This window comes from Pseudomonas sp. FG36, from assembly GCF_057809275.1.
In genome coordinates this window covers 83,512-99,563 of record NZ_JBMDJQ010000009.1, presented here as the reverse complement: position 1 = coordinate 99,563, position 16,052 = coordinate 83,512, and the positions used below count along the sequence as shown (strand labels likewise).

Annotated in this window: 14 protein-coding genes; 6 read left to right on the top strand and 8 right to left on the bottom strand. The window is 63.3% G+C overall.

The window, feature by feature from the left end:
* The first annotated feature begins 111 nt into the window (after window positions 1-111).
* The gene (locus tag ACODS9_RS09765) at window positions 112-2,193 is read left to right on the top strand and encodes a TonB-dependent receptor family protein (RefSeq protein ID WP_489093820.1); all 2,082 of its coding nucleotides are present in this window, start codon (window positions 112-114) and stop codon (window positions 2,191-2,193) included.
* Window positions 2,194-2,217: 24 nt separating this feature from the next.
* Here the strand turns inward: ACODS9_RS09765 and ACODS9_RS09760 are convergent, their stop codons facing one another.
* Window positions 2,218-3,282, bottom strand: coding sequence for an AI-2E family transporter (locus ACODS9_RS09760; protein ID WP_367858861.1), 1,065 nt, complete (start codon window positions 3,280-3,282; stop codon window positions 2,218-2,220).
* A 122-nt stretch (window positions 3,283-3,404) separates the two neighbouring features.
* Here ACODS9_RS09760 and trhP point away from each other — a divergent pair, with 122 nt between their 5' ends.
* From trhP to ACODS9_RS09735, 5 genes are all read left to right on the top strand, one after another.
* Entirely contained in the window at window positions 3,405-4,739 is a 1,335-nt protein-coding gene (gene trhP / locus ACODS9_RS09755) for a prephenate-dependent tRNA uridine(34) hydroxylase TrhP (RefSeq protein WP_401109443.1), read from the top strand.
* A gap of 79 nt (window positions 4,740-4,818) precedes the next feature.
* A complete protein-coding gene (locus tag ACODS9_RS09750) occupies window positions 4,819-6,546 on the top strand; it encodes a copper resistance system multicopper oxidase (protein WP_489093819.1) in 1,728 nt (575 codons plus the stop codon).
* Window positions 6,539-7,480 (top strand): copper resistance protein B, encoded by a 942-nt coding sequence (locus tag ACODS9_RS09745; protein WP_489093818.1) that lies wholly within the window; start codon window positions 6,539-6,541, stop codon window positions 7,478-7,480. The genes ACODS9_RS09750 and ACODS9_RS09745 overlap by 8 nt, the downstream gene beginning before the upstream one ends.
* An 84-nt stretch (window positions 7,481-7,564) precedes the next feature.
* On the top strand, window positions 7,565-7,993 hold the full coding sequence (locus ACODS9_RS09740) for a DUF411 domain-containing protein (RefSeq protein WP_401109436.1): 429 nt from the start codon (window positions 7,565-7,567) through the stop codon (window positions 7,991-7,993).
* The gene (locus ACODS9_RS09735) at window positions 7,993-8,430 is read left to right on the top strand and encodes a YqaA family protein (protein ID WP_401109434.1); all 438 of its coding nucleotides are present in this window, start codon (window positions 7,993-7,995) and stop codon (window positions 8,428-8,430) included. Before ACODS9_RS09740 ends, ACODS9_RS09735 begins: the two co-directional genes overlap by 1 nt.
* 55 nt (window positions 8,431-8,485) lie before the next feature.
* Here ACODS9_RS09735 and ACODS9_RS09730 read toward each other — a convergent pair whose 3' ends face one another.
* From ACODS9_RS09730 to sctY, 7 genes are all read right to left on the bottom strand, one after another.
* The gene (locus tag ACODS9_RS09730; RefSeq protein WP_489093817.1) at window positions 8,486-9,694 is read right to left on the bottom strand and encodes a hypothetical protein; all 1,209 of its coding nucleotides are present in this window, start codon (window positions 9,692-9,694) and stop codon (window positions 8,486-8,488) included.
* Window positions 9,695-9,971: 277 nt separating this feature from the next.
* On the bottom strand, window positions 9,972-10,793 hold the full coding sequence (locus ACODS9_RS09725) for a hypothetical protein (protein ID WP_489093816.1): 822 nt from the start codon (window positions 10,791-10,793) through the stop codon (window positions 9,972-9,974).
* Between the two features lie 13 nt (window positions 10,794-10,806).
* Window positions 10,807-11,973 (bottom strand): type III secretion system translocon subunit SseC family protein, encoded by a 1,167-nt coding sequence (gene sctE, locus ACODS9_RS09720; protein WP_489093815.1) that lies wholly within the window; start codon window positions 11,971-11,973, stop codon window positions 10,807-10,809.
* On the bottom strand, window positions 11,963-12,460 hold the full coding sequence (locus ACODS9_RS09715) for a SycD/LcrH family type III secretion system chaperone (protein ID WP_489093814.1): 498 nt from the start codon (window positions 12,458-12,460) through the stop codon (window positions 11,963-11,965). The genes sctE and ACODS9_RS09715 overlap by 11 nt, the downstream gene beginning before the upstream one ends.
* A gap of 8 nt (window positions 12,461-12,468) precedes the next feature.
* Complete coding sequence (locus tag ACODS9_RS09710; RefSeq protein WP_489093813.1) at window positions 12,469-13,464, bottom strand: virulence-associated V antigen; 996 nt, start codon at window positions 13,462-13,464, stop codon at window positions 12,469-12,471.
* 162 nt (window positions 13,465-13,626) lie between these two features.
* Complete coding sequence (gene sctV, locus ACODS9_RS09705) at window positions 13,627-15,726, bottom strand: type III secretion system export apparatus subunit SctV (protein ID WP_489093812.1); 2,100 nt, start codon at window positions 15,724-15,726, stop codon at window positions 13,627-13,629.
* Window positions 15,723-16,052, bottom strand: coding sequence for a type III secretion apparatus assembly chaperone SctY (gene sctY, locus ACODS9_RS09700; RefSeq protein ID WP_489093811.1), 330 nt, complete (start codon window positions 16,050-16,052; stop codon window positions 15,723-15,725). Before sctY ends, sctV begins: the two co-directional genes overlap by 4 nt.

Below are 16,052 nucleotides of genomic sequence, written 5' to 3'. Positions count from 1 at the left end.
GTTCTTTTTTGGGGCCGCTTTGCGGCCCCATGGCTATTACAGATCGACCACTGTGCTTCGTCTGCCCTTTGCAGCGTCAGACTCCCGCACCCGATCTGGAACCCCGTCCCCATGCGCCCCACCCTGCCCTACTCCCTGCTGGCCCTGTTCGTCGCCGGCACCGCCCAGGCCGCCAACCGCGTCGAACTCGACCAGGTGCTGATCCAGGACCATCAACAGTCCGAGCTGGAAGCCGCCGCCGATCACCTGCGTGAAATTCCCGGCGCCAACAACCTGGTGGACATGGACAAGGTGGGCCAGGGCCGAGTGGCGACCAATCAGGATGTGCTGGCCTACCAGCCGGGAGTATTCGCCCAGTCGGCGGGCAACGACGGCATCAAGCTGTCGATCCGTGGTTCGGGCATCAACCGCGCGCCGGGTGCTCACGGTTCAGGCGTCTACACGATGTTCGACGGCCTGCCGCTGACAGGTCCCGGCGGCACGCCCTATGAGCTGTTCGAACCGCTGTGGCTGAGCCGCGCCGAAGTGCTGCGCGGTGCCAACGGTTTCGACCAGGGCGCGCTGGCGCTGGGCGGCGCGATCAACTACGTGACCCACACCGGCTACGATGCCGCGCCCTTGCAGGTGCGCTACGAAGTCGGCAGCCGTGGCTACCAGCGCCGGCACATCAGCTCCGGACAGGTGCTGGGCAACCTCGACTATTACGTAGCGCTTACCGACGCCGAGTACGACGGCTTCCAGCGGCACAGCAGCGGCAGCGCCAAGGGCATCGCCGCCAACGTCGGCTACCGCTTCAATCCGAACCTGGAGACGCGCTTCTACCTGCGCTACCGCGAGACCGAGAACGACCTGGCCGGACGCCTGACCAAGGACCAGATCAAGCACGATCCACGCGCTGCCAATCCAGTGTATCTGCGCCGCGACGCCAACCGCCCTCAACCTGGTAGCACCTGGCTGGCTAACAAGACGACGTTCTATTTGAACGATGACTCACGCCTAGAAACCGGCCTGGTCTATCACGACTACCCCATGGACCTTCGCGAAGGCGCCAACCGTCTTAAAGTTGCCTACACCGATGTGAGCGGCACACTCAATTACCATCGCCGCGATACGTTGTTCGGCCACGAAAGCAAAACCACAATTGGCTGGAGAACCACCAAGCACCTTCCCAACAGCGGTGCATCGGAGTTCGTTCGTGTGCAGGAAGCCGGCAACGCGCCACTGGCAGTTGGTGAACGAACCCGCGATTTCAGCTATCAGGGCTCCGATACCGTCCTACATCTGGGCAACGACCTGGAACTGGTGCCGAATCTCTGGTTGACCACCGGTCTGGCGATGATCTACACCCGCCGTGAAAGCGATGTGACCTACCCTACTGTTGGCGGCAAGGTCAGCCAGCATGACTGGGACTATGCGCCTCGGGTTGGACTGCGCTACGACATCCGACCTGATTTGCAGGTCTACGGCAATCTGAGTCGTTCGGTCGAACCACCTCATCCCTGGGCGCTCATCTGGAGCTCGCCAAAGGTAAAAGGCGAACAGTTCCAGACGCAGCCAATTGAAATGCAGAATCAGACTGCCACAACGCTTGAACTGGGCGCGCGTGGCGACTCGGTAATCGGTCGTTGGGACTTGGCTTGGTACTACTCTCAGGTACGGCACGAATTGCTGACTGTCGAGATCGAACCGACCGTCACGGGCGAATTCAACGCCAGCCCCACCGTGCACCAAGGCATCGAAGCCGGCCTGGACAGCCTCCTCTGGGAACAACCCGGCACCGGCAAGCTGAGCCTGCGCCAGGCCTACACCTTCAGCGACTTCCACTACCGCGACGACGACAAGTTCGGCGACAACCGCCTGCCCGGCATTCCCATGCACTACTACCAGGCCGAACTGCGCTACGACTGGCCAAGTGGTTTCTACGCCGGAGTCAACACGCAGATGGCGTCCAAGGTGCAGGTGGACTACGCCAACAGCTACCATGCCGACGCCTACGCACTACTCGGCGCACGCCTGGGCTGGGATTCGCCCAAGCGCGACTGGCAGACCTGGTTGGACCTGCGCAACCTGACCAACAAGCGTTACGCGGCGACGGTGACGCCGGGGTACAACGATGCCGGGCAGGACATCGCCCGCTCGACGCCGGGGGAAGGGTTCGGGGTTTATACCGGGGTTTCCTACAGCTTCCGTTGACCCCGGGGGCGCCTTGCGCCCCCTTCAAGACGGCAACTGCACCTGCGGCTTGGTCGAGGCAAAGATCGCCCAGCTGGAAATGAACAGCGCCGCGATCAACGGCCCGATCACAAACCCGTTGAGCCCGAACACCGCCAACCCGCCCAGGGTCGAAACCAATACCAGGTAATCCGGCATGCGCGTGTCCTTGCCCACCAGGATCGGCCGCAACAGGTTGTCCACCAGGCCGATCACCAGCACCCCGAACGCCGTCAGCACGATCCCCTTCCACAGCGCCCCGACCAGCAGGAAGTACACCGCCACCGGCGCCCAGACGATCCCCGCGCCCACCGCCGGCAGCAACGATAGAAAGGCCATCAGCACTGCCCACACCAGCGCGCTGGGGATATCCAGTATCCAGAAGATCAAGCCACCCAGCGCGCCCTGGGTGATCGCCACCAGCAGGTTGCCCTTGACCGTGGCCCGCACCACGCGCTTGAACTTCAGCTGCAGGCGGCGTTTCTGCTGCTCGGGCAGTGGCACCGCCTGGCGCACCTTGCGCGCCAGCTCTGCCCCCTCGCGCAGGAAGAAGAACAGCAGGTACAGCATGATGCCGAAGCTCACCAGGAACTCGAAGGTGCCCTGGCCGAAGCTGAACGCCTGGCCGGCGAGGAACTGGCTGCCCTGGGTCGCCCACTTGGTGATCTTGTCGCGCAGGCCATCGAGGTTGCCCATGCCCATGCGGTCGAGGAAATGCTGGGCATAGGCCGGCAACATGTCCTTGCCCCGTTCGATATAGCCGGCGATATCCAGCTGGCCACTCTCGATGCGCTGGTACAACGCTGCCCCCTCCTGCACCAGCAGGGCGCTGATGATGATCACCGGCAGCACCGCCACCAGCAGGCAGGTGGCCAGGGCTACCGCCGTGGCCAGGTTGCGTCGCCCGCCGCAACGCAACAACAGGTGGCGTTGCAGCGGTGCGAAGAGGATGCCGAGGATCACCGCCCAGAAGATCGCGCCGGAATACGGCAACATGATCCAGATGAAGGCGATGGTCACCAGGGCCAACAACACGGTCAGGGCTTTGTTCTGCAGTACGGTTTCGTTCATCGGCGTTCCTCGAGGGCTCAACCATTTAGTGCACTGCGCATCGGTAAAAGTGCCGTTGACCCAGATCAATACCTGCACGACGCCGCCGCCTTAGCATCCGCGCCTTTTGCCCGGTGCGCACCATGACCTCTCTCGCCACGCCCGAACTGCTCGCCCCCGCCGGCACCCTAAAGACCATGCGCTACGCCTTCGCCTATGGCGCCGACGCGGTCTACGCCGGCCAGCCGCGCTACAGCCTGCGGGTACGCAACAACGAGTTCGATCACGCCAACCTGGCCCTCGGCATCCAGGAAGCCCAGGCCCAGGGCAAGCGCTTCTACGTAGTGGTCAACATCGCCCCGCACAACGCCAAGCTCAAGACCTTCCTCAAGGACCTGGCGCCAGTGATCGAGATGGGCCCGGATGCGCTGATCATGTCCGACCCTGGGCTGATCATGCTGGTTCGCCAGCACTTCCCGCAGATGCCCATCCACCTCTCGGTGCAGGCCAACACGGTCAACTGGGCCAGCGTGAAGTTCTGGCAGGGCATGGGCCTGACCCGGGTGATCCTGTCGCGGGAGCTGTCGCTGGAAGAGATCGAGGAGATCCGCCAGCAAGTGCCGGAGATGGAGCTGGAGGTGTTCGTGCATGGCGCGCTGTGCATGGCTTACTCCGGGCGCTGCCTGCTGTCGGGCTACCTGAACAAGCGCGATGCCAACCAGGGCACCTGCACCAATGCCTGCCGCTGGAAGTATGAGGCGACCCCGGCCACCGAGAACGCCACCGGCGACATCGTCCGCGAATTCGAACCCACGCTGGGCATCGGCACGCCCACCGACCAAGTGTTCCTGTTGCAGGAGTCCAACCGCCCGGGCGAAGAAATGCCGGCATTCGAGGACGAGCACGGCACCTACATCATGAACGCCAAGGACCTGCGCGCCATCCAGCACGTCGAGCGCCTGGCACATATGGGCGTGCATTCGCTGAAGATCGAAGGCCGTACCAAATCGCACTTCTACTGCGCCCGCGCCGTGCAGGCCTACCGCCAGGCCATCGACGACGCAGTGGCCGGGCGGCCATTCGACCGCGGTTTGATGGTCAACCTCGAATCCCTCGCCCAGCGTGGCTACACCGAAGGTTTCCTGCGCCGCCACGTGCACGACGAGTACCAGAACTACCAGCGCGGCAACTCGGTATCCGAGCGCCAGCAGTTCGTCGGCGAGCTGACCGGGGTGCGCGTGGATGGCCTGGCCGAAGTGAAGGTGAAGAACCGTTTCGCCGTGGGCGACCATCTGGAACTGATGACTCCGCGCGGCAACTACCACTTCGACCTGCACCGCCTGTGCGACCGTCAGCAGCAGGCCATCGAGGTGGCGCCGGGCGATGGCCATGTGGTCTACCTGCCTATCCCCGAGCAGGTGTCCCTGGAGTTCGGCCTGCTGATGCGCGACCTGGAAGGCGCCGAGGCCGCTGCCTGACAAATCTGTAATCCGCGCCTCAGGTGGCTGACAGGCGCTGGCGGCAAGGATGGTGGCAATTTTGTAGCGAGAGCACGCCATGCCACCGACTCCAACCCGCCGCACCTTCGTCAAGGGCCTGGGCGCCGCCACCGCCCTGGCCGGCCTTGGCCTGTGGCGCCCGCTGGCCCAGGCAGCAGAGGGGCGCTTGCCGCTGCACGACCTGAGTGGCCAGCAGTTCGAACTGTTCATCGGCCAGACCCCGGTCAACATCACCGGCCGCCCGCGCACCGCGCAGACCATCAACGCCAGCCTGCCCGGCCCGCAGCTGCGCTGGCGCGAGGGCGACACGGTGACCCTGCGCGTGCGCAACCGCCTGGACCAGCCCACCTCGATCCACTGGCACGGCATCATCCTGCCGGCCAACATGGACGGCGTGCCGGGCCTTAGCTTCGCCGGGATCGAACCGGGCGGCGACTACCTCTACCAGTTCACCCTGCGCCAGAGCGGCACTTACTGGTACCACAGTCATTCCGGACTGCAGGAGCAGGCCGGCGTGTACGGCGCCATCGTCATCGAGCCCCGTGAACCTGAACCGCATAACTACCAGCGCGACCATGTGCTGCTGTTCAGCGACTGGTCGGACCAGGCGCCGGAAGCGCTGATGGCTACGCTGAAGAAACAGTCCGACGCCTTCAACTACCACAAGCGCACGGTGGGTGACTTCATAAACGATGTCGCCGAAAGCGGCTGGCGCAACACCCTCGACAACCGCTGGGCCTGGGCAAAGATGCGCATGAGCCCCACCGACCTCGCCGACATCAGCGCCGCCGGCTACACCTACCTGCTCAATGGCCAGCCACCGGACGGCAACTTCACCTGCCTGTTCCAGCCCGGCGAGACCGTGCGCCTGCGCCTGATCAACGCCTCGGCGATGACCTATTTCGACTTCCGCATTCCCGGCCTGAAACTCACGGTGATCGCCGCCGACGGCCTGCCGGTGACCCCAGTGACCGTGGACGAACTACGCATCGCCGTGGCCGAAACCTATGACGTGCTGGTCACCGTGGGCGACCTGCCCGCCTACACCTTGTTCGCCCAGAGCATGGACCGTACCGGCTTCGCCCGTGGCACCCTGGCCCGCGCCGCTGGATTGCAAGCTCCAGTACCCGAGCCGGATCCACGCCCGGTGCTGAGCATGGACGACATGGGGCATGGCGGCATGGGCGAGATGGACCATTCGAACATGCCGGCGATGGACCACGGCAGCATGGCGGGCATGGACCACTCGGCCATGGCCATGATGCAACGCCATCCAGCCAGCGAGTCCGACAACCCGCTGGTGGACATGCAGACCATGGCCCCCCGCGCCAACCTAGCCGATCCCGGCATCGGCCTGCGCGGCAATGGTCGCCGGGTGCTGACCTACGCCGACCTGCGCAGCCCCTACCCCGACCCGGACGGGCGCGAGCCATCGCGGGACATCGAACTGCACCTGACCGGGCACATGGAACGCTTCGCCTGGTCGTTCGACGGCATCAAGTTCAGCGATGCCGAGCCGCTGCGTCTGAAGTATGGCGAGCGGGTGCGCATCACCCTGATCAACGACACCATGATGACCCACCCCATCCACCTGCATGGCATGTGGAGCGACCTGGAAGATGAACAAGGGCGCTTCCTGGTACGCAAGCACACCCTCGACATGCCCCCCGGCAGCCGACGCAGCTACCGTGTGACCGCCGACGCCCTGGGCCGCTGGGCCTACCACTGCCACCTGCTCTACCACATGGAGACCGGCATGTTCCGCGAGGTACGGGTCGATGAATGAGAACTGCAACCGCCGTATCGCCACCAGTGTCGCGCTGCTGGCCATGCTGGCCAGTGAACGGGCCCTGGCCGCAGGCATGGACCACATGAACCATGGCGCCATGCCAATGGATCACAGCCAGATGAACCATGGCAGCATGCCCATGGACCACAGCCAGATGAACCATGGCAGCATGCCCATGGACCACAGCCTGATGAACCACGCGGCAACGCCCCCCGACCAACCACGCACACCCTTGCCGGTAGTCACCGACGCCGACCGCCGCGCCGCCTTCCCGCCCCTGCCGGGGCATCAGGTGCATGACCGGGCAACCAACTGGGCAGTGATCGTCGACCAGCTGGAGTACCAGAACTTCGAAAACAGTAGCGCCCTGAACTGGAACGCGACCGCCTGGGTCGGCGGCGATATCGACCGCCTGTGGCTGCGCACCGAGGGTGAACGCGAACAGGGCAAGACCCACAAGGCCGAGCTGCAGGCCCTCTGGGGCCATGCCATCAGCCCCTGGTGGGAGCTGGTCGGCGGTGTGCGCCAGGACTTCAAGCCCGCCAGCGGCCAGGCCTGGGCCGCCTTCGGCATCCAGGGCACGCCGCTCTACGGCCTGGAGCTGGAAGCCACCGCCTACGCCGGCGAGCGGCAGCAGACCGCGCTGCGCCTGGAGGCCGGTTACGCTATGCTGCTGACCAATCGCTGGATCCTCGAACCCACCGTCGAAGCCAACTTCTTCGGGCGTAACGACGCCGGGCGCGAACAAGGCGCGGGGCTTGCAGAAAGCGAGGTTGGCCTGCGCCTGCGCTACGAGATCACCCGGGCATTCGCGCCCTATGTCGGAGTCAGCTTCAACCGCCTGCACGGCAACCGCGCCGAGCAGGCCCGAGCGGATGACGAGGACAGCGGCCAGACCCGATTGGTGGCCGGGGTCCGCCTGCGTTTCTAAAGTTTGACGCCGGTCCTTTATGAGCTGCTCCTACAGAGTCGGCGCTGATCAACCAGATATGTTTAGTTTCACAGGAGCTTCACCATGCTGCGCAAACACCTGCTCACTCTCGGCCTGCTGGCCTTCACCGGCCTGGCCCAGGCCGCCGAGACCATCGACGTCTACCGCGACCCCAACTGCGGTTGCTGCAAGGAATGGATCAAGCACCTGAGCGACAACGGCTTCACCGTCAACGACCATGTCGAGCCGAACATGAGCGCGGTCAAGCAGCGCCTGGGCGTGGCGCCGCGCCTGGCCTCGTGCCACACCGGGGTAATCAACGGCAAGTTCGTCGAGGGCCATGTGCCGGCCGAGCAGGTACGCCTGCTGGCCAACCGCGACGACCTCAAGGGCCTGGCCGTGCCCGGCATGCCCATGGGCTCGCCGGGCATGGAGATGGGTGACCACAAGGACGCCTACCAGGTCATCGGCGTGACCCAGGACGACCGGGACACCGTGGTCGCCAACTACTGATGCTCAGCCTCTGGGCGCTGTTCCTCAGCGCCTTCGGCGCCGCGACCCTGCTGCCACTGCAATCGGAGGCGGTGCTGGTCGGGCTGCTGCTGCGTGACCCGCAAGCCTGGGCCACCCTGCTAATGGTCGCCACGCTCGGCAATGTGCTGGGGTCCATCGTCAACTGGCTGCTGGGCCGGGCCATCGAGCACCTGCGTGACAAGCGCTGGTTCCCGTTCAGCGCCCGCCAGCTGGAGCGCGCCCAGCAGCGCTACCAGCGCTGGGGGCAATGGTCGTTGCTGCTGAGCTGGATGCCGGTGATCGGCGACCCGCTGACCCTGATCGCCGGGATCATGCGCGAACCCTTCTGGCGCTTCGTGTTGCTGGTCACCCTGGCCAAGGGTGGGCGCTATATCGTGGTGGCGATGATCACCCTGGGCTGGTTTCATACCGGGTGAACAGGCGGGATTCGAAGGGCTGGCTGAAGCTCGCAGGCTTCAGCCAGCGTTACACTCAAGCCGCTTGGGCAGCCCGCAGGTCGCCGAGCAGGCGCCCTGCCATGTCCAGCTTCTTCTGTAGTGTGTCCAGGAATGAGAGCGCGGAGTGGGCCTGCAGCAGATTGGGCTCGAGCTTCCGCGGCCCGAAAAGATCGCCGTAGGAGTGGGCCTGTCCTATCGCCGTGTGGTCCAGGACCATTGAAGCAATTGCCTTTTCGGTGGCACTGCCATGTTCGGCAAGGCGCTCCAGGTGCTCAAACGACTGAGAAAGCGGACTGGTCGGCCGCTGCAGCGAATTCATGGTCGCATAGAAATCATTGCGCGTTGGCAAAGCGACCTCGTCGTCAATCTTGACAAAGTCGAGCTTGATGGCCTTCAACGACGTCACCGGATCAGGCCGTCCGGCAGTCGTCGTGCCATGAATGGCTTCAGGCTCCACAGGCTGTGCATTGCTCGCTCCGCCCAAAGTGCCAGCCATCACTGAAGGGGCATCATCGCGTACATCCACCACGACAGCTGGCGCCTGCGCATCAGACTTCTGGCCGAACAGTTCAATGAACTCGGCATCGACCTCTTTGACAAACTTTACCACCGCTTCAGGCCCCACCTGTTCGGGGTCTGGAAACTCGGCAAATCTCGAAGCCAGGAAAATCACCGCATCGAGCACCTTGGCGGCAGCCATCGGGTCGCTCTGCATCAGTGCGATATTGTCCGGGAACTGAGCCTCCTTCAAAGCATATCCGCCGACAATATCGACCTCGTTGATGCTCGTCTCAACCTTCAGCTCGGGTACAAGCTCGCCCAACTTGACGACATTCGACAACAGGCAGTTGGCGTTACGCATGATGTTGCTGCCCGTGAGCTGCTCCGTATAGCTGGCCATGAACTGCTCGGTTGGCAGGTTTTCCTGCTTGGCCAGTATTCCGCTTGCCTGCAACCTCATGACATCCGGGAGTCCCTTGGCCATCTGTTCGTTGAATGAACGCATCACGTCCGGCGCCGAAGCCGTGGCCTGCGTCCTACCCGTCGCGCCACCGGGGCGAAAACCCAAGAACTCGGCAATCGCAATGAACAGGCGCATCAGGATGCCATTCTTCTGCGGTTCCTCGTGGTGTGCCAGGCGCTGCGCCGACTCGCTGGTTTTTACCTGCGCGCAGCCATTGCTCTCGTTGACAGGGTGCAACTCGGCACCTGACATCCAACTGGTTGAAACCGATTCGATCATCGTGCAAACCTCATCTTGCATCGTTTGACTTGAGGAAAAGACCGCTCTCACACGAGTAAGAACAGAGGTCTTCTCCGAAGTATCTTGCTTCCAACGTTGTGGAAGCTGAGTGAACGATACCGCCGGCACACATCAGGCCCCATCAGCCCTTAGCGTCTTTTTTGCACTTTTCGACGGCAGCCTGCCGTATACGGTGCCCGCAGAATTACTGGCATGAAAAGGCCGCAAGGGTCCATACCCTTGCGGCTCGCAACATCCCTTCAAGCAACCAGGCGTATCAGGCCATGATGCCCGCAGCCCTGAACCCCTGGTTGTCGTTACCCAGGCTCTTCTGGAGGAATTGGAGCATGTCGTCGATCGCTTTCGTCTGATCATCGGTGTAGCGCTGGAACAGTTCCTTCTGGTTGCCGGCAACCGCTGCTGCAAGCTCCTGCTCCTTGGCCCGCACATCCTGCGACGACTTGATGGCGTGGGCGATGCCGGTGCCGAACGCAGCCCCACTTTGTGCCACACCATTGAGCGTGTGCAGAGTGGTGTTGCGGGTATCGATGCCGTTCTGCAGGTGCCTGGTCTCGATACGATTCAAGTCGATCTGCTTTATCGCGGCCACAGTCAGCTCGCCAGGCTGACCATGCCTGGCGGCGTGGCTGGCTTGCTCCAGGCTCTTGATCGTGCGCGCATCACCCAGGTTTCGGAGCATGCCGGTGGTGCCACTGCCCAACGTGAAAACACTCAAAGCACAATTGACCCCCCCCGAGGCGAACAGCGCGTTGCTGGCGGTTCTCATCCAGGCGATCTGCTCCTTGCTGGCCTGCACGCTGATCTCATTCTGAGTTTTGCGCGCTTGCGTGTTACCGTCGCGCCCCTGCGAGAAAGCGCGGATAAGGTCCAGCAGGCACTGAATATACTGGCTGCTGGGCGTCGCCTGTGGCGCATCCAGACCGACTTGCCCTGGTCGCTCGCCGGTCGTCGCTTGCGCTGCCGGACTGGGCATGGCCAGCATCGTCCCCAAGGGCTTCGCGGCATTCTGCCCCTCGATGAGCGATGACGAGGAGTCCAGTGCGGGTAAACGATCGATGTTGGTAATAGACAGACTCATGATTGCTCCTTGATCACGCAATAACATTTCGACAGGCGATATCCGCGCAGGCTTTGTGACGTGCGCTCAGCATTTCCAGCAGTTGCTCGAAGCGTTGCTGCTTCTTTGCGAGTAGTTGTTCAAGTTCCTTGGCCAGTTGCTCGAGATAGCCGTGGCCCTGCTCCAGCACCAAGCGCATTTCGGCCAGTTGCGCCTCGCTGCGCAGCGCCAGCCCTTGCATGACCGAACTGGCCGCCTCACCCGCACCCGACAGCGTGGCGGTCGCCATGTTGGCACCGGTCAAGGTCATCTGCAGCTTGGCCTGGGTGCCCGCGCTGGCAACCGAGGAGCCTCCGCTGGAGGCCACGCCCTGGATTTTCTGGCCCACCGAAAGGGCAACCTGTGCAGCCTTGCCACTCACCTTGCCGGCCAGTTTGGCCGCGACCACCGCAAGGCTGCCGCCACAGGTCAGCACCACCGAGGCAAGCGCCAGGGCGACTTCCACCGCCATTAGCACAGGCCCGAGGTACTTCATCACTTCTTTTGAGATATGCCCGTCCTCGGCCGCCTGGTTCAACGACATGGACACTATCCCCATGCCGCCACCGGCGATCATCAGGGCGCCTGCCACGGCGCCCAGCCCTGTCGCAACCATCACCGTGCCGACCACGATGGACACGATGGCCGCCGCCCAGCCGAAGACCTTGGCAAAAACGCTTGCCGTGCCGGCGTCCTGGTGGCGCTGGGTCACCTCTGCCATTTTCTGCGCGTTGAGCGCCATCTGCTGGCGGTTCTGTTCGGTCATCTGCCGAACCTGCTGCAGGTTGAGTTCGGTCTGGCGGGCGCCCAACCGGCTAAGCAGTTCAGTGAGGTGAATATCCAGTTCGGCATCGGAGATCTCTCCGGTGAAATGCCCGAGTATCAATGCCCCGACATCGGGTACCGTGGCCAATGCCAGCAGCATGAGGCGCCCGGGGTCGACACTTTTATCGATCAGGCCGTGAAGGTGCCATCCTGTTGCCCAGGATTCCTGAATCAGCGGAGGGTCCAACCTGACACTACGATCAGGCCGCAATGGCGTGTCTACCGAGGCCATGCCGGTATCGCCTTGCAAGCGAACGGCAGAACCCGTCACAGGCGTTTCAATCTCGCTTGCAGCCGCGATCACCCGCGGTTCAGCGACGAAATGTTCAGTTCGCATGGCTCGCAGCCTCCTTCTGTCGCAATGCCTCAAGCAGCGCTTGCGCCCTGCTCGCCAAGCCGCCATGTTCACCGCTCTCTGCCAGGGCCTGCGCCTGTTCGTAGCCGCTGCGCGCCGAAACCAGGTCACCCAGATGCTGCTGGCATTCAGCGGCATGCAAGCAAAAGCGAGGGTCCTGCGGCGCGAGCATTGCGCCGTAGGCGTAGGCCGGCAACGCCTCCTGATAACGCTCCAACCCCTGGTAGCTGGCTGCCACCCCGAGAAATGCCCGGGCGTCGTAGTGGTCGAGCGCCGCCAGCCCCTTGAACAGGGTCAAGGCATCCTCCAACCGCCCCGTCTGGTAGAAGCCGAATGCCTGGGCATAGAGCGTTTCAAGCTGTGCCGCGCCAACCCCGCGCAACATGGCGAACGTGCCGCCCTCGGCGAAGAAGCTTTCAATCGCCTCGGCCTCGATAACATCGGCGCCTGTCTGTTGTGCTGCAGTCATCAATCACCTCAGTTCTGCATAATCTTCGACAGCATCGAGAACCACGTCTCGACGAACTTCATCATCACCTCGGTGGAGGTGGTGTACCGCGCCCCCACGTCATTGAGCAGAGTGATCTGTTCCGTCAACTTGTCGTTGACGATGCGGGTGCGATCGCTCAAGGCCTGGGAGAAGTTGGCCAGCGGGTTGTTGTCCTTGTCCCAGGCGTACTTGGCTTTCAGGTCGGTCATCGCTCCGCTGACCTTGTGTAGACGACGATCACTGCCATCGGGCGGAATGCCAGAGGGCGTGCTTTCCAGGAACTGTCGAACCGTCACGGCCAAATCGCTGGGCGAAGCAAGCAATCGGTGTTCAGGGCTGGTTTTCCGGGCAACCGTGTACGAAGCAAGCAATCTGAATTCAGGGCTGGTTTTCCAGGCTGCCTCATCCAGTTCGTACAACTTCCGGTCGAAGAGGTTGAGGCCCGAGTCTGTAAGATCGAAGGTGCCCTTGTTCGCCATCACCACGTTGACCTTGGACTGGATCACGCTGAAGATCTTCAGCTCCGCGGTGAGACTCTTGAGTTGCTCGCTGAGCTCGGTACGCTCGGCTTTCTGCTTGCGCATGCGCAACCCCATCGCCGCCATCACCAGCTCGTCCATGCGTAGCCGTTCGCCCAGGTTCACCAACTGCACGGGTGCGCCCGGCAACCATGCCGCATAGGCTTCCAGCAACTGGATCAGCGCATCGACAGGCTGGTCGGGCAGCGGATGCGGCAGCAGGCTGTCGAAGTAGGGCCGGCTCTGCGCCAATCGCGCCTGCCCCTCGGGGCCCAGCAAGGTCTCGATGACCTGCCACCGGTGCTCGCGGCTCAAAGGCAGGCCTTGATCATCTACGGCCGTGATCGCTTTCTTGTCGAGAAACTGCGCCACCCTCTGAATGTCTACCCCGATCTGCGAGGGTTCCACGCGATCGACAGGCGGCAAGGGCGCTGGGCGATTCAATACGTCGATAGAGCTGCTCATCATCTGTTTCCGGTTGGCTGGGTACCCCGTCTCGAGGCGAGGCTGGCCATGACCAGGCTGAGGTACCGACAGATGAAGTCTATGGAGAAGGTGACGGCCGTTCCGTCAGGCCCGGCCGCGATTTTGTAGTTCAGGGGTACGGTTTCTGACGTCAGAATGGCGTCAGCCAATGCGTCCCAGTGGCTGGATGTTGATCTGCGTGGTGAGTTCCTGAAAGGACAACACCGGCAGATCGGAGTAAACGCCTTCGACCAGCTTGCGCACATAGCGCCGGATGTCCATGGACACTACCAGCACGGGCCTTGCCTGGGCTTCATGCAGGTTGCCCAGCGCAGCCTTGACCTGGGCGAGAAAGGCATCACTCTGCGCCGGTTCCAGGGCCAGGTAGCTGCCAGCGCTGGTCTGGCGGATGCCGTTGCGAATCATCTCCTCGACCGCCGGGTCGAGCAGATAGGCCGGCAACAGGTTGTGGCCACTGGCGTACTTGTAGCAGATGTAGCGTTTGAGGCTGCTGCGCACATATTCGGCCAGCTGCACCACGTCCTTTTCCTTCTGCCCCCATTCGACCAGGGCCTCGAGGATCGAACGCATGTTGCGGATCGAGATGCCCTCGCTCACCAGCCGCTGGAAGACCTCGGTGATTCGCTGCAACGGCAGGATCCGCTGTACCTCCTTGACCAGCTCGGCATAGCCCTGCTCCATCTGCTCCAGCAGGTAGCGGGTCTCCTGGATGCCGACGAAATCCCCGGCGTATTCGCACAACACATGGGACAGGTGCCAGGCGAGCACCTGGTCGACCGCCAGGAAGGCACAGCCGGCATACTCCAGGCGGTCACGCTGGGTCTGCTCCGCCCAAAGGCTCGCACGCCCAGGCAAGAGCGCTTCGCCCTCTACGTAGGGTACGCCGACAAGCTCCAGCTGGCTGGTCTTCTCTTGAACCAGAAGATACCCAGGCATCAGCTTGCCTCGCGCCACTGGCACCTCCTGCAACAGGATGCGGTACTCTCCGGGGCCGAGCGCGCTGTTGAAGCGCAGGCGGATACCAGGGAACGGCACGCCATGGTCCAGGTAGAGCGCCTGACGAACCCGTGCCAGTTCATCGTTCAACGAGGCGGCCTCCAGGGCGGCTTGCAACCCGCTGTCGACATCGATGAGCAAGGGCACCGTCAGGGCAAAGGCCTGCGTATCGCCGCCCGCCTTCGCCTTGCCAGCGGGCTTCAGCGCGGGCGCGCCAGCACCATTGGCCAGCAACGCCGGCAGACCGCCGCTGTGCTGCTGGCCTGCCTCTTCGACGCGCCGCTGGCGAATCGCCCACCAGCCTCCGCCGCCGACCAGCAACGCGAGAATGAAGAACGTGACTGTCGGGAAGCCCGGGATGAGCGCGAACAACCCCAGCAAGGCGCCACCGATCAGCAGCGCCTTGGGCTGTGCCATGACCTGGCTGCCGATATTCGCCCCCAGATCATGGGCACCTTGACCGTCGCGGGTGACGATGATTCCCGCGGTGATGGCGATCAACAACGCCGGCACCTGGCTGACCATGCCGTCGCCGACGGTGAGCACCGCGTAAAGCTGCAGCGCATCTCCCGCGCTCATGCCCTTCTGCATCACGCCGATGGCCAGCCCTGCCAGCAGGTTGACGATGATGATCACCAACCCGGCGATGGCATCACCCTTGACGAACTTCATCGCCCCGTCCATGGCGCCGAACATCTGGCTGGCCTTCTCCACCTCGCCACGGCGCTCACGGGCCTCGTTGACGTCGATGACCCCGGCGCGCAGGTCGCCGTCGATGCTCATCTGCTTGCCCGGCATGGCGTCGAGGGAAAACCGCGCGCTGACTTCCGCCACCCGCTCGGCGCCCTTGGTGATGACCAGGAACTGCACGATGGTGATGATCAGGAACAGGATGCAGCCCACCACCAGGTTGCCACCCACCACGAAGTCGCCGAAGGTCTGCACAATCTGCCCGGCATCGGCCTCCAGCAGGATCATCCGCGTGGTACTGACCGACAGCGCCAGGCGGAACAGCGTGGTGACCAGCAGCACCGAGGGGAACACCGAGAAATGCAGCGGCGAGACCACGTACACCGACATCATCAGCAGCACCACGGCGATGGTGATGTTCAGGGCGATCAGCAGGTCCAGCAGCAGGGGCGGCAGTGGCAGGATCATCATGAACACTACCGCCAGCAACATCACGGCCAGCATCAGGTCCTTGCGCGCGCCGATCTGGCCAAGTATCCGGGTCAGCTGCTTCATGGGCGTGCCTTGCGATGCTGGTACTCGGCATAGGTGGCCTGGGCCTGCTCCAGTCGTCCGGCCATTTGCTGCGCCTGGCTCAGGCACAGCCACAAGGGCGGCCGCAACTCGCCCGCCTCACGCAGCGCCAGGCACTGCCGTTCGGCCCCCGCCCAATCGCCCAGCTCCAGCGCCACCACCACGGCGGCCCGACACCCGCCGCGATGCAGGGGATCGACGCGCAACAGCACCTCCAGCAACACCCGCGCCCGCTCGGGCTTACCGCATTGCAGATGCAACCAGGCCAACAGCTGCAAGACATCCTGCTGTCCGTTCGACAATTTCAT

Excerpts from the sequence above, each read along its gene's own strand:
- ACODS9_RS09725 (WP_489093816.1), bottom strand. The coding sequence starts at position 10,793 with ATGAGTCTGTCTATTACCAACATCGATCGTTTACCCGCACTGGACTCC.
- ACODS9_RS09740 (WP_401109436.1), top strand. The coding sequence starts at position 7,565 with ATGCTGCGCAAACACCTGCTCACTCTCGGCCTGCTGGCCTTCACCGGC.
- ACODS9_RS09715 (WP_489093814.1), bottom strand. The coding sequence starts at position 12,460 with ATGACTGCAGCACAACAGACAGGCGCCGATGTTATCGAGGCCGAGGCG.
- ACODS9_RS09765 (WP_489093820.1), top strand. The coding sequence starts at position 112 with ATGCGCCCCACCCTGCCCTACTCCCTGCTGGCCCTGTTCGTCGCCGGC.
- ACODS9_RS09730 (WP_489093817.1), bottom strand. The coding sequence starts at position 9,694 with ATGATCGAATCGGTTTCAACCAGTTGGATGTCAGGTGCCGAGTTGCAC.
- ACODS9_RS09760 (WP_367858861.1), bottom strand. The coding sequence starts at position 3,282 with ATGAACGAAACCGTACTGCAGAACAAAGCCCTGACCGTGTTGTTGGCC.
- sctY (WP_489093811.1), bottom strand. The coding sequence starts at position 16,052 with ATGAAATTGTCGAACGGACAGCAGGATGTCTTGCAGCTGTTGGCCTGG.
- ACODS9_RS09745 (WP_489093818.1), top strand. The coding sequence starts at position 6,539 with ATGAATGAGAACTGCAACCGCCGTATCGCCACCAGTGTCGCGCTGCTG.
- sctE (WP_489093815.1), bottom strand. The coding sequence starts at position 11,973 with ATGCGAACTGAACATTTCGTCGCTGAACCGCGGGTGATCGCGGCTGCA.
- ACODS9_RS09735 (WP_401109434.1), top strand. The coding sequence starts at position 7,993 with ATGCTCAGCCTCTGGGCGCTGTTCCTCAGCGCCTTCGGCGCCGCGACC.
- sctV (WP_489093812.1), bottom strand. The coding sequence starts at position 15,726 with ATGAAGCAGCTGACCCGGATACTTGGCCAGATCGGCGCGCGCAAGGAC.
- ACODS9_RS09750 (WP_489093819.1), top strand. The coding sequence starts at position 4,819 with ATGCCACCGACTCCAACCCGCCGCACCTTCGTCAAGGGCCTGGGCGCC.
- trhP (WP_401109443.1), top strand. The coding sequence starts at position 3,405 with ATGACCTCTCTCGCCACGCCCGAACTGCTCGCCCCCGCCGGCACCCTA.
- ACODS9_RS09710 (WP_489093813.1), bottom strand. The coding sequence starts at position 13,464 with ATGAGCAGCTCTATCGACGTATTGAATCGCCCAGCGCCCTTGCCGCCT.